Consider the following 13,670-nt stretch of genomic DNA (forward strand, 5'->3'; position numbering starts at 1 on the left):
CTATGAATATAATAGTTTGTATTAAGCAAGTTCCAGATACTACTGAAGTTAAAATTAACCCTAAAACTGGTACGTTAATAAGGGATGGAGTAAAGAGTATAATAAATCCTGATGACAAAAGTGGGCTAGAAACTGCTCTTAGAATAAAAGAAGAAATAGGAGCTAATATAACGGTTATATCTATGGGACCTAAGCAGGCTGAATTGGCTTTGAGAGAGGCACTTGCCATGGGGGCTGATAGAGCTATCTTGTTAAGTGATAAGAAATTCGCAGGAGCAGATACATTAGCAACATCATCTACTCTTGCAGGCGCTATTAAAAAGCTTGATTACGACATTATAATAACTGGAAGACAGGCTATTGATGGGGATACTGCTCAAGTTGGAGTTCAAATAGCAGAACATCTTGATATACCATCTATTAGCTACGTTGAGAACTTAAATATTTGTGACGAAAGTATAATACTAAAAAGGATGTTTGAAGATAGATACTACAAAGTTAAGGCTAAAACTCCGTGTTTAATAACTACTTTAAAAGAGATAAACGAGCCTAGATACATGAGAGTTAAAAGAATATATGAATGTTTTGATGAAAGCAAACTAGAAATGTGGACCTTAGATGATATAGATGTAGATGAGAATAATATAGGGCTTAGTGGTTCACCTACACAGGTTAAAAAATCATTTACAAAAGGGGCTAAAGCTGCTGGAGTAAAGCATGAAGCAACTCCTAAAGAAGCCGCAAATATTATATTAGATAAATTAAAAGAAAAATATATTATATAAAAGGGGTGGTATTGTGAATAATGTAAAACACGAGGGTGTACTTGTATATATAGAACAAAGAGAATCTGAAATTCAAAATGTATCACTTGAGCTTTTAGGAAAGGGAAGAGAGCTTGCAGATAAACTAAATGTGAAATTAAGTGCTGTTGTAATAGGAAATAAAATTAAAAATGCAGAAGATTTAATACATATGGGAGCTGATAAAGTAATAGTTGTAGATGATGAAAAATTAGAATACTACATAACAAAGACTTACGCTAAGGCACTCACATCTATTATAAACACAGAAAATCCTGAAATAGTATTAATCGGTGCAACATCAATAGGCAGAGATATAGCACCAAGAGTATCTGCAAGAATAAAAACTGGACTTACAGCTGACTGTACGTCATTAGATATTGATGAAGAAGATAAGAATCTATTGATGACAAGACCGGCCTTTGGTGGAAATATTATGGCTACGATAGTATGTAGTGAGCATAGACCTCAAATGGCTACAGTAAGACCAGGAGTTATGAAAAAATTTATGAAGGATGTAAATAGAGATGGTAAAATAGAAAATCATATTGTGGATATAAATGAGAATGATATGGATATTGAAGTATTAGAAGTAGTTAAAGAAGAGGGTAAAAAAATAAATATAGAAGATGCAAAGATACTTATATCAGGAGGTCGCGGCATAGGCAACAAAGAAAATTTATCCAATCTAGATGGGCTCGCTGATATATTAAAGGCAGAAGTATCTGGGTCTCGCGCTGTAATAGACGAAGGATGGTTAGAAAAGGATAGACAGGTAGGTCAAACAGGAAAAACTGTAAGACCTGATGTATATTTTGCCTGTGGAATATCTGGAGCCATTCAGCATATAGCTGGTATGGAGGATTCGGAGTTTATTATAGCTATCAACAAAAATAAGGAGGCTGCTATATTCGATGTGGCTGATTTAGGAATTGTATGTGATGTAAATAAGGTTATACCTTGTTTAATTGAGGAGATAAAATCTCATAAACTCAAAGATTAAAACTGGTTGAAAAACCAGTTTTTTTGTTATAATGAGTTAATAATAAATTATAAGGGGGAGTATTTATGAGAAGGCTTGGAAAAACAGATCTATACATAAAAAGAGTAGGATTCGGAGGATTGCCTATTCAAAGAGCATCTCAAGAAGAGTGTGATAAAATAATTGATGAACTTATAAAACATGATATAAATTTCATAGATACAGCAAGAGGTTATACTATAAGCGAAGAATATATAGGAAATAGCATAGAAAATAAAGATTATGAGTTTATAATAGCTACAAAATCTATGAATAGAGATTATGAAGGAATGAAAAAAGATATAGGTATAAGTATTGATAACTTAAAACGTGAGAAAATAGATTTATATCAAATGCACAATGTTAAGATTGAGGAATATGATTCTTTATTTGAAGAAAATATGGCTTATAAGGCTTTATTAGAAGCTAAAGAGGAAGGCAAAATAAAAAATATAGGAATAACAAGCCATAGTGTAGATGTTATAAAAAAGGCTATAGAAGATGAAAAATTCGATACGGTACAAATACCGTACAATATAGTTGAAACTCAAGGAGAGGAAGTTTTAAAGCTTGCAAATGATAAAAAGATAGGAACGATAATAATGAAGCCACTTGCTGGTGGAGCATTAACTAATGCAAAGCTTGCGCTTAAGTACATAATATCAAAAGAATATATAGATGTTGTAATACCTGGAATGGATAAGGTTGATCAAATAGCAGAAAATGTATCTATACTAGATGATAAAATTGAATTGACTGAAGAAGAAAAAGTTTTTATAGATAAAATCAAAGAAGAATTAGGAAATAGTTTTTGTAGAAGATGCGAATATTGCATGCCTTGTATTGAAAACATAAATATACCTCTTCAATTTTTATTAGAGGGATATTACACTAGGTATGATTTAAAAGAATGGTCTGTAAATAGATACAAAAGCTTAGATAAAAAAGCATCTGACTGTATAGAGTGCGGACTTTGTGAGCAAAAATGTCCATATAATTTAAATATTAGGGGAATGTTAAAAAACGTAGCTAAAGTATTAGGAGAGTAGAAAAATTAAAAGAATTCTAAGACTCCATAAAAAGAGTATGAAGTCAAGAATTCAACAGTTTAGGATTGGTTTACTCAAAAGGGCACTTATACAGCTAAAAATTCAAATGAAAAAAACATCATTTGAATTAAGTTTCGCCTTAAAGGGAAATATATATTGGATAATATATATATAGAGGTGAGATAGGTGAGTGCTTTTGTTGCTAGTTTGATAACAGGACTTTGTACTGGAGTAGGAGCAATTCCTATATTATTTATAAAAAATTTGAATGAGAAAACTGAGGATATACTTCTTGGGTTTGCGGCGGGTATAATGGTGTTTGCTGGAGCGTATAGTCTTATATATCCATGCATTGAACAAGGTCATAATATACAGGCTGTAGTTGGAATACTCTTAGGAGCTTTTTTGATGTATTATTTAGAGAAAAAAATGCCAGAAGATAAGGTTGATGGAAGTTTTATGTTTGTTGTAGCTAACATAATACATAATATACCAGAAGGTTTTGTTATAGGCGCTGGATATGAGGCAGAAGGAAAGAATACTGGAATATTATTTGCAATAGCAATAGCTATACAGAATATACCAGAAGGATTGATCATAGGGAATATACTAAAGAATATTGTACATTCAAAGTATAAGGCTATATTATATACATTTCTGATAGGCCTTGGAGAACCTTTAGCTGCTGGAATAGGAATTTTAACTCTTCAATATATAAGGGTGTTAATACCTTTTTCCATGGCTTTTGCTGGAGGATCCATACTTTATGTTGTGTCTAATGAAATGATTCCGAAGTGCCATTGTAGAGGAAATGAAAAAAAGGCTACTTTTGGATTTATATTCGGTTTCGTGGTTATGGTTATTTTAAGAGGGATAATATAAAATGAAAAAGTATAAGCAAGAAATCTTTATAATGAAGATTTCTTGCTTATACTATAACTAACCTCATATTCTGATGCTTTGTAAAGTTCGATTTCAACTCTTGGATTTTCTTTATCTATAAAGTCGAACAGTAATACTGGTTTTAATTGTCTATCATTTCTTATTATTCCACTTTTTTCTATACCATCACAAATACTTTTAGGATAATTATGTAGATCTCCCATTTTCCTATTAGGAAAATAAAGCTTCAAAACTGTAATTATATCACCTTCAAGAGGATCCATTTGATACTGTTGATTTATATGTCCTGCTATCATATTTTCATAAGCTACATACCTTGAATGTTTTCCCTGCTTTGGCATCCAAGATTGACCGTGTACATTATGAAGTTTAAAGTTAGATTTACTTATAGGTCTTCCCGGTATAACAACTTTTATCATGAAATCACCTCTTCAAGTATTGTATAATGTTATATAAAGGATAGTCAAATTAAATTGCACGAAAGGAAAATTTAAATGAAGCAAAATATAAAAAAATATTGTAAGGACTTAAATATAGATTATGTAGGAATTGCGGGAATAGGACCGTATTATGAATTAGAAAAAGTATTAAAAAATAATATCGACAAAGGTCACTATACAGGTCTTGAAGAAAAGGATATACAAAAAAGGATAGATCCAAGACTTACAATGGAAAATGTAGAGTCTGTTATTGTTTGTTTATTTCCGTATTTCTCGGGAAATGTAGAAAATACAAATATATCAAAGTACACACAGGGTTTAGATTATCATATAGTAGTAAAAGAAAAGCTTGAGAAACTATCAAAAACGATAAAAAAAGACATTAATGAATTTGAATACAAGATATTTGTAGATAATGGACCATTAGTAGATAGATACTTAGCACAAATATCTGGACTTGGATACTTTGGGATAAATAACAATATAATAAATGATGAATATGGTTCATATGTATTTATAGGATATATAATGACTAATATTAAATTAGAACAGGATGATAGTTTAGATAAAACGTGTATACAGTGTGGGAAATGTATTAGAAGATGTCCTAGCGGAGCCCTTCTTGGAAATTTTGAGATGAACCCTAAAAAGTGTTTATCATTTATAACTCAAAGAAAAGAAGAATTAACTGATGAAGAGAAAATTTTATTTAAAAATAATCCTACTGTTTTTGGATGTGATATATGCCAAGATGTATGTCCTCACAACAAAAAAATAAATACTACAAAAATACATGAATTTATTGAGAATTTGAAGCATAACATAGATTATGAGGAAATAAATACTATATCAAATAAAGAATTTAAAAGAAGATATAGGGATAGGGCATTTAGCTGGAGAGGAAGAAAGGTTATACTTAGAAATTTAGAGATAATAAATAAAAAATAAAATCCCACTAGAGAAAAATAATAGAGTCATATAATGCTTTTATGAATAAAGTATTATATGACTCTTTTTTATAAATAGGAATTTATATACTTTTCTAGTTTGTAAGAAACTCATAATATCGGTTATAAAGGGAAATTTTTCTCTAAACAAATAACGTATTAAAACATACTATGTATTAATACGAGAGGGGGTATAGTATGAAATACAAAACAACCGCTGATATTGAACCTTTAAAGGAAATGCTGGGGCAAGCAAAGGCTATAGAAGCTATGGAATTTGGTTTGAAGATAGATGATGTAGGATATAACTTATATATAAGTGGGGAAACTGGAACAGGAAGAACATCATATGTATTAAAAAAATTAAAAGAATATACAAAAAATAAGGTTAAGCAGAAAGATTGGTGTTATGTATATAACTTTGAAGAGCCAAGAGAACCAATAGCACTTGACTTTGAAATAGGTCAAGGTAAATTATTCAAAAAAGATATGGAAAAGTTTATAGATGATTTATATATAGAGCTTCAAAGGGCGTTTGAAAGTGAAGAGTTTGAGATGGAAAAAAATAAGATATTAGATGAATATGAGATAAAAAAAGAAATTTATATAAAAAAGATGAAAGAGTATGGAGATGAAAGAGGCTTCAAGCTAAAAAATACTAAATATGGAATGGTATTTGTACCAAAGGACGAAGAAACAGATACAACATCAGAAGAATTTGTTAAACTAAAAAGAGAGATGGAAAATATAACTATAAAAGTTATATCGAAGATAAAAGAATTAGAAGTGATAGCAAAAGAAAACTTATTAGAATTAGAAGAAAAAATAGGAATTTATATAATACAGCCTCATATAGAAGATTTGATGAAAGAATATGGAGAAAACTATAAAATAAAAAAATATTTAGCCCATTTAAGTGATGATTTACTAGAAAATATGTATATATTCTATTTGGATGAAGAAGAACTAAAAAATATAAATGAGAAAGAATACTTAATGAAGTATAAGGTTAACTTATTTATAGATAATATAGTGAATTCAAATGTAGATAAGGCTCCAGCAGTAGTAGAACTAAATCCAACATATTTAAATCTATTTGGTAAGGCTGAATATGAAAGTATAAATGGAACTATAAAAACTGATTTTTCAAAGTTGGTTCCAGGAGCGTTTCATAAGGCAAATGGAGGGTATTTAATATTATATGTAGACCAAATCTTAAGAAATCCTCATTGCTGGGATATGCTTAAAATATGTCTTCAAACTAAAAAAATAAAAATAGAGACACTAACAGGTTTAAAGCCAGAAGCAATACCTATTGACATTAAGATAATATTAATAGGAAGTCAGTATCTATACAATGTTCTTTATATGTATGATGAAGAATTTAATAAATATTTTAAAGTAATGGTAGACTTCGATAATGAAATGGATAGAGATAATGAAAATGAAATAGGAGTTGCAAAATTTATATCGTCTTATTGTAATGATAATAATTTGAAACATTTGACATATGATGCAGTTCAAGTTGTGTTAAAATATAGCTCAAGACTTGTTGAAAGTAATAAAAAATTATCAACTAGATTCAATAAAATATCTGAAATATTGATAGAGTCAAATCTATTTGCAAAAATTAGAAATTCAGAATTTGTAGATGATATCGACGTTAAAAAAGCTGTACACGAAAAGTGGAATAGAGTAAATAAGATAGAGAAAAAAATAGATAGAATGTATGAATCAAATCAGCTTCTCATAAGTGTTGATAAGGAGAAAGTCGGAGTTATAAATGGATTATCTGTTCTTAATATGGGAGAATATTCATTTGGAAGACCTGTAGTAATAAGTGTTACAACGAGTCCTGGAAATAAAGGTATAATAAATATAGAAAGAGAAGCAAAACTTAGTGGAAAGATACATGACAAAGGTGTATTAATACTTAGTGGATATCTACTTGAGAATTTTTCGAAAGAAAAGCCAGTTTCTATTACAGCTAATATATGTTTTGAACAAAGTTACAGTGGGGTAGATGGAGATAGTGCATCAGGTGCAGAATTGTATGCATTACTATCTTCATTGAGTGAAGTTCCTTTAAAGCAAAATATAGCTGTTACAGGATCTATAAATCAAAAAGGGGACGTTCAGGTAGTAGGAGGAGTTACTCAAAAAATAGAAGGATTTTACAGCATATGTAAACAAAAAGGATTAAATGGTAAGCAAGGAGTTATAATACCTAAATATAATTTAGAAAATTTAGTATTAAGAGATGAAGTACAGGATAGTATAGACAAAGGCGAATTCCATATATATCCTGTAACTAGAATAGAAGAGGCCATGGAAATATTAACAAATAAATCTTTTTCTGAAATATATGATAAAATAATAAAGAGATTAAATAAGTTTTATGAAATATCAAGATAGCTTTAAGCTATCTTGATATTCAAATTTATAAATGGAAGTGATTAATATGGTAGTTGGAGCTTGTGAAATAGAATGCATAATATTTGAATGTAATTCTTTAAAAGAAAAAAGACATGTAATAAAGAGTGTAATACAAAGATTACAATCAAGATTTAACATATCAATAGCTGAAGTAGGTGAAAATGACAAGTGGCAAAAAAGTATAATAGGGTTCAGTGCAGTTTCTAACTCTAGTAAGCAAATAGATTCTATAGCAAGTTCAGTTATAAATTTTATTGATAATGATGAAAGAATTGAAATTATTAATATAAATACCGATATTTACTAGGAGGTAAAAATGCAGGTAGATAAAATACTAGATATACTAGAAAATGATTACCCAGATGCAGAGTGTGAGCTGAATTATGAAACTGCATTTGAGCTTTTAATAGCGACAATACTATCGGCTCAATGTACAGATGTTAGAGTTAATAAGGTTACGAAAGAGTTATTTAAAAAGTATAATAAGAGTGAGGAGTTTGCTTTATTAAAAGAGGAGGAGTTACAAGAATTAATAAAAAGCTGTGGGCTATATAAAAGTAAGGCAAAAAAAATAATAGATTCATCAAAAATGATAGTGAATGAATATAGTGGTAATGTACCTAATAATTTAGAAAAACTTATTAAATTACCGGGTGTTGGTAGGAAGACAGCAAATGTTGTTTTGAGCAATGCATTTGATATTCCTGCTATGGCAGTTGATACACACGTATTGAGAGTAAGCAATAGAATTGGACTTGTTGACTGCAAGACCCCAGAAGCAACAGAAATCGAATTAATGAGGGTTATACCTAAATATAGATGGACAAAAGCTCATCATCTACTTATATTTCATGGAAGAAGGACATGCAAAGCCAGAAAACCAGATTGTAATAATTGTTCTATAAATAAATATTGTAGGTATTATAATGAAATTAATACTTAAAAGATAATTTGATGTATGGGAGGAAGTTTAATTGAAGAAGAATTTTATTTTAATTTGTGTATCTATTCTACTAGTATTATTAGCAGGTATTATTTTATGGAGTTATTCTATTAAAAATGATGATAAGATATATGAAAATGTATCTATAAATGAGATCTATGTAGGGGGATTATCAAAAGAAGAAGCTAATAGATTATTAAGTTCAACTTATAATAAAAAATCTATAAAGCTTATATATAATGATCAAGCCTTTGACTTGAATTTTGATAATATAGGATTAGATTTTAAAACTGAAGAAGCTATTGATACAGCATATGAAGTTGGAAGAAATAAAAACTTTATATATAATATAAAAACTATTATGGATCTTAAAAATAATCACCAAATAACTATCACGCTTAAAATGGAGTATGACGATCAAAAGCTGGATGATAACTTAAATCAAATAGCCAATCAGATAGACAAAGAACCACAAAATGCAAAAATAGATATAAAAAATAAGGCTATAAATATAACACCAGAGACTACCGGGTATATAATAGACAAAGAAAAGTTAAAAGATACTATACTTCACAATATACAAAATAATAACTATTCAGATATAATTATGCCTGGAAAAGAAATACATGCTCAAATAACTAAGGAATATTTATCTAAAATAAATACATTATTAGGAGAGTTTTCAACAAAATTTAATTCAGGAAATTATAACAGAAGTTACAATGTTAAGCTTGTAGCTGAAAAGGTTAATGGAATTTTATTAAATCCTGGAGAAGAGTTTTCATTTAATGACACTACAGGTAAACGAGGTCTATCACAAGGATTTAAGATGGCACCGGTTATAGTACAAGGACAATTACAAGAAGGGGTAGCTGGAGGAGTATGTTAGGTATCATCTACACTATATAATGCAGCCCTTTATTCTGGAATAACTATAACAGATAGAAGAAATCATACAATACCATCATCCTATGTATCTAAAGGAAGAGATGCAACTTTAGCATTTGGTAGTATAGATTTTAAATTTAAAAATTATTATCAGAATCCTATATATATAGAAAATGTAGTTGTTTCAAATAATATAATTTCAAGAATTTATGGAAATGCAAGTGACAAAAAAAATATAGGAATAACTACTGCTGTTACACAGAAAATACCAAGACAAGTTGAGGTTAAAAAAGACTCAAGCATGGCATTAGGTAAAGAAAGAATAGAGGACAAAGGACGAGATGGATATAAAGTTGATACATATAGAATCTACTATGAAAATGGGAAAGTAGTAAAAAAAGAGCTGATATCTAAGAGTTACTATCCTCCTAGAAAAAAAGTTGTATATAGAGGTACAAAAAAGCCAATTCAAACTCAAAAAACATCAGATGTGATAGAGGGGGATTCTATTCCAACTAATAATACAGATACACCAATAGATCAAAGTACAGATGTGAATACACCGATAGATCAAAGTACAAATGAGAGCCTAGATAATATGCTATTTGAATAAAAAATAGGACTTTATAATTAAAAATGCTTTGACGATATAGACTATAGGTTATAATAAAAAGGGCCTATAGTCTATTTTTAAAAGAGGTGAAATAAATTGGATAAAGAATTGTATGACAAAAAAGTAAAGTGCCCTATATGTAAGAATGAATTTACTACAAAAAAAGTAAAAACTTCTGCTCTTAGAATAGATAAAAGAGACACTGATTTGTATGTTCATTATAAGACTGTAAATCCATATTTATATGCGGTGTGGGTATGCACTAAATGTGGGTATGCAGCCATGGAGGGCAAATTTAATAGTATCAAAAAGTATCATCATAAGATAATAACAGAAAAAATAACTAGTCTTTGGAATCCCAAAGATTATGGAAAAGAAAGAAATGTAGATGATGCTATAAAAACGCATAAATTAGCTATATATGAAGGAAATATACTTAATTGGGAGAAATCTTATATAGGAGGATTAGCTCTTAGGTTATCATGGTTGTATAGATTAGAAGGAAAGAAAGAACTTGAAATTAAATTTCAAAAATATGCATTGACTATATTTACTGATTGTTTTTCAAAAGAAATCTTTCCTATGGCAGGAATGGATTCTGTATCTATGGCGTATTTAATAGGTGAATTGAACAGAAGCTTCCAAAACTATGAAGAGTCTATAAAATGGTTTCAAACAGCTTTAAAAGATCCTAATATAAAAAGAAAGAAACTTTTAGAAAATATGGTTAGAAATCAGTGGTATACTGCTATAGAGGAACATAAAAAACTTAAACAATCATATAGTGAAGATGAAAAATGCAATGAAGAATGTGATGATATTGAAGAAAACGAAAAAAAACAAAAGGAGGGAATTGAGATTGAGCCAAATAGTGATGGTAACAGGGGGAGCAAGGTCGGGAAAAAGCTCTTTTTCAGAGGAGCTTTGTAAAGGTAAATCAGAAAAAGTGGCTTATATAGCCACTTCTATAGCTTTTGATGATGGAATGAAGGATAGAATAAAAAAACATAAAAAGTCCAGACCTCAACATTGGGAGACGTATGAAGCATATAAGGATATATATAATATAATCGACGATATAAAAGAAAAACATGACACTGTCTTATTGGACTGTGTAACTCTGCTTGTAAATAATCTTATGTTTAATTTTGACGTTGATTGGGATAAAATATCCAGAGAAGAAATTGATAGTATAGAATACTATATAAATGAGCAAATCACTAAATTAATAGATTCAATAAGAAATACGGATTTATATTTTGTATTTGTGACAAATGAGTTAGGTATGGGAATAGTCCCAGAGAATAGATTATCTAGAATATACAGGGATATAGCTGGAAGGGTTAATCAAAAAATAGCTACATTAAGTGATGAAGTGTATTTGGTGGTAAGCTCTATACCAGTAAAGATTAAGGGGTAAGGATATGAATAGATTTTTAGGTATATTAACATTTTTGACTAGAATACCAGTGCATGCTAATATAGAATTTGATGAAAATTTTAATAAAGGTATGATATACTTTCCTACAGTTGGCTTAATATTAGGTATACTATATTTTTTTGTTACATATATTGCTACAAAGTTATTTGGTATTTATATAGGAAGCGTAATATTTGTACTTTGTGGAGTAGTATTAACTGGAGGACTTCATTTAGATGGTGTTGGAGATACATTTGATGGAATTTATAGTTATAGAGATAAAGAAAGAATACTAGAAATTATGAAAGATTCAAGACTTGGAACTAATGCACTTTTAGCTATATTATTTGTTATACTTTTAAAAATAGGATTTGTATATAAGATTATAAATTCAAATATATATTATTTAACAATATTGATGCCTATATATGGAAGGCTTTCTATAGCTTTTGCATCTTACAATAATAAAAGTCCTAGAAAAAATGGTATGGGAAATGTATTTATAGGTCAAATAAATAAAACTCAGATAGCTATATGTTGTGCTTTTACAGTGGTATATATAGTCTTGTTGAATGTAGTTTTTGGTTTGGATTTGAAACTAATGATTTATAATATAATATTTATGATTGTATTGTGGATTTTAATTAGGCTTTATACTAAATATATAACTAACATAATAGGTGGAATAACAGGAGATATATTAGGTTGTATTTGTGAACTTACAGAGGTAATATATCTGCTGTTTATTTGTTTGGGGGTATATATATGGTAAAATTTATATTCATAAGACATGGTTTAACGTTGGATAATGAGAGCATGAAGCTTTCTGGATTTATAGATAGTAAACTAAGTGATACAGGTAAAGATCAGGCAAAGAAAACTAGCATAAGATTGAAAGTTGAAAAAATAGATTTGATATATTCTAGTCCTTTAAGGAGAGCTGTAAATACTGCTAAAGAAATATCTCGAATAAAAAATGTAGAGATAAATATTTGTGAAGAGTTTAAGGAAATGAACTTTGGAGATTTTGAAGGACTAACATTTAATGAAATAGAGTCTAATCATAAAGAAGAATATGAAAGATTAAAAAGTGAATCTTTTGAATATAATTTTCCAAATGGGGAGAATATGATAGGGTTTCATGATAGGATATCTAAGAAAATTGATGATATAATCAAGGAACAAGATGGTAAAACTGTATTAATAGTATCTCATGCTGGTGTTATAAGGGCTTGTCTATCTCACCTTATAAGTAAAGATCATACATATCATTGGAACTTTAAAATAGATAATTGTAGTATGACTATAGTTGAGGTTGTTGATAATTTTTCTGTTATACACAGTTTAAACAATACTGAACATTTGAGGTGATAAAAATGAAATATAAATTAATAGTAACTGATATGGATGGAACTCTTTTAAGTAATCATAAAGAAATTACTAAAGAGAATAAGACGGCTTTAAAGAAAGCAAAGGAAATGGGAGTTAATGTAGCAATAGCTACTGGAAGAATATATACATCTGCTAGATATTATGCAAATTTATTAGGACTAGATGCTCCAATAATAGCTTGTAATGGAGCTATAATAAGAGAAGAAAAGACTAATAATACATTATATGAAAACACCATGAATGAAGATGCCTGTAAGATAGTAGCAAATATATGTGAAAAATTCGGCATATACTATCATTTTTATAATGATAGTGGATTTTACTGTAAAGAACTTAAATATTCATCTCTTCAATATTCTAAGTGGAATGAAACTCAAACAGAAGAAAATAGATTAAATATACAAATAATGGATGATCCTATTGAATTCATACAAAATACAGACAATATATTAAAGTTTGTAATAATTGATGATGATTTAGATAAATTAGATAAAGTAAAAAATGAACTTGATAAGATAGATAATATAGAAGTTAGTAAATCATGGCATAACAATATAGAGGTTATGAATAAAGGTGTGAGCAAGGGTCAAGCGGTAAAAAAATTAGCAGAGCACTTTGGAGTGAATCAAGATGAAATAATAACATTTGGAGATAATTTTAATGACTTGAGCATGATAGAATACGCTGGAATGGGAGTTGCCATGGGAAATTCTGAAGACAAGGTAAAGAAAAAAGCTAACTTTATAACTGATTCTAATGATCAAAATGGAGTTGCTAAAGCGTTAAATGAATTATTAAATATAGAATATTAAAGA

At 29.0% G+C, this 13,670-nt stretch carries 15 protein-coding genes and 1 pseudogene; 15 read left to right on the forward strand and 1 reads right to left on the reverse strand.

Going from position 1 to position 13,670, the window contains the following annotated elements; all coding sequences use genetic code 11:
* The first annotated feature begins 2 nt into the window (after window positions 1–2).
* The 4 genes from M2214_RS02780 (at window position 3) to M2214_RS02795 (ending at window position 3,755) form a co-directional block, all read left to right on the forward strand.
* Window positions 3–785, forward strand: a complete 783-nt coding sequence (locus tag M2214_RS02780) for an electron transfer flavoprotein subunit beta/FixA family protein (protein WP_248482600.1) — start codon at window positions 3–5, stop codon at window positions 783–785.
* Between the two features lie 13 nt (window positions 786–798).
* On the forward strand, window positions 799–1,806 hold the full coding sequence (locus tag M2214_RS02785) for an electron transfer flavoprotein subunit alpha/FixB family protein (protein WP_248482602.1): 1,008 nt from the start codon (window positions 799–801) through the stop codon (window positions 1,804–1,806).
* Between the two features lie 65 nt (window positions 1,807–1,871).
* Window positions 1,872–2,873, forward strand: coding sequence for an aldo/keto reductase (locus M2214_RS02790; protein WP_248482604.1), 1,002 nt, complete (start codon window positions 1,872–1,874; stop codon window positions 2,871–2,873).
* Between the two features lie 186 nt (window positions 2,874–3,059).
* Window positions 3,060–3,755: a ZIP family metal transporter gene (locus tag M2214_RS02795; RefSeq protein WP_248482606.1), complete on the forward strand. Its 696-nt coding sequence runs from the start codon at window positions 3,060–3,062 to the stop codon at window positions 3,753–3,755.
* A gap of 26 nt (window positions 3,756–3,781) precedes the next feature.
* Here the strand turns inward: M2214_RS02795 and M2214_RS02800 are convergent, their stop codons facing one another.
* Window positions 3,782–4,195, reverse strand: coding sequence for a RusA family crossover junction endodeoxyribonuclease (locus M2214_RS02800; RefSeq protein ID WP_248482608.1), 414 nt, complete (start codon window positions 4,193–4,195; stop codon window positions 3,782–3,784).
* Window positions 4,196–4,270: 75 nt separating this feature from the next.
* Between M2214_RS02800 and queG the strand changes: the two genes are divergently transcribed.
* The 11 genes and pseudogenes from queG (at window position 4,271) to M2214_RS02855 (ending at window position 13,667) form a co-directional block, all read left to right on the forward strand.
* Entirely contained in the window at window positions 4,271–5,164 is an 894-nt protein-coding gene (queG, locus tag M2214_RS02805) for a tRNA epoxyqueuosine(34) reductase QueG (RefSeq protein ID WP_248482610.1), read from the forward strand.
* Between the two features lie 197 nt (window positions 5,165–5,361).
* Window positions 5,362–7,578 (forward strand): Lon protease family protein, encoded by a 2,217-nt coding sequence (locus M2214_RS02810; protein ID WP_248482612.1) that lies wholly within the window; start codon window positions 5,362–5,364, stop codon window positions 7,576–7,578.
* 31 nt (window positions 7,579–7,609) lie between these two features.
* The gene (locus M2214_RS02815) at window positions 7,610–7,906 is read left to right on the forward strand and encodes a DUF503 domain-containing protein (RefSeq protein ID WP_248482614.1); all 297 of its coding nucleotides are present in this window, start codon (window positions 7,610–7,612) and stop codon (window positions 7,904–7,906) included.
* A gap of 9 nt (window positions 7,907–7,915) precedes the next feature.
* Entirely contained in the window at window positions 7,916–8,542 is a 627-nt protein-coding gene (nth, locus tag M2214_RS02820) for an endonuclease III (protein ID WP_248482616.1), read from the forward strand.
* A 256-nt stretch (window positions 8,543–8,798) separates the two neighbouring features.
* Window positions 8,799–9,629: pseudogene (locus M2214_RS02825) on the forward strand (VanW family protein); the annotation flags it as partial.
* 42 nt (window positions 9,630–9,671) lie between these two features.
* Window positions 9,672–10,043 carry a G5 domain-containing protein gene (locus tag M2214_RS02830; RefSeq protein ID WP_256466720.1) on the forward strand — a complete coding sequence of 124 codons (372 nt, stop codon included), beginning with the start codon at window positions 9,672–9,674 and terminating at the stop codon, window positions 10,041–10,043.
* Between the two features lie 96 nt (window positions 10,044–10,139).
* A complete protein-coding gene (locus tag M2214_RS02835) occupies window positions 10,140–10,973 on the forward strand; it encodes a DUF2225 domain-containing protein (protein WP_248482618.1) in 834 nt (277 codons plus the stop codon).
* Window positions 10,918–11,463 (forward strand): bifunctional adenosylcobinamide kinase/adenosylcobinamide-phosphate guanylyltransferase, encoded by a 546-nt coding sequence (gene cobU / locus M2214_RS02840; RefSeq protein WP_330651579.1) that lies wholly within the window; start codon window positions 10,918–10,920, stop codon window positions 11,461–11,463. Before M2214_RS02835 ends, cobU begins: the two co-directional genes overlap by 56 nt.
* Window positions 11,464–11,467: 4 nt before the next feature.
* A complete protein-coding gene (cobS, locus tag M2214_RS02845) occupies window positions 11,468–12,235 on the forward strand; it encodes an adenosylcobinamide-GDP ribazoletransferase (protein WP_248482622.1) in 768 nt (255 codons plus the stop codon).
* Entirely contained in the window at window positions 12,229–12,834 is a 606-nt protein-coding gene (locus M2214_RS02850) for a histidine phosphatase family protein (RefSeq protein ID WP_248482624.1), read from the forward strand. The genes cobS and M2214_RS02850 overlap by 7 nt, the downstream gene beginning before the upstream one ends.
* Window positions 12,835–12,839: 5 nt before the next feature.
* Window positions 12,840–13,667: a Cof-type HAD-IIB family hydrolase gene (locus M2214_RS02855; protein ID WP_248482626.1), complete on the forward strand. Its 828-nt coding sequence runs from the start codon at window positions 12,840–12,842 to the stop codon at window positions 13,665–13,667.
* The last annotated feature ends 3 nt before the right edge of the window (window positions 13,668–13,670 follow it).

The sequence above is a fragment of the Tepidibacter aestuarii genome (genome assembly GCF_934924865.1).
Classification (GTDB): domain Bacteria; phylum Bacillota; class Clostridia; order Peptostreptococcales; family Peptostreptococcaceae; genus Tepidibacter_A; species Tepidibacter_A aestuarii.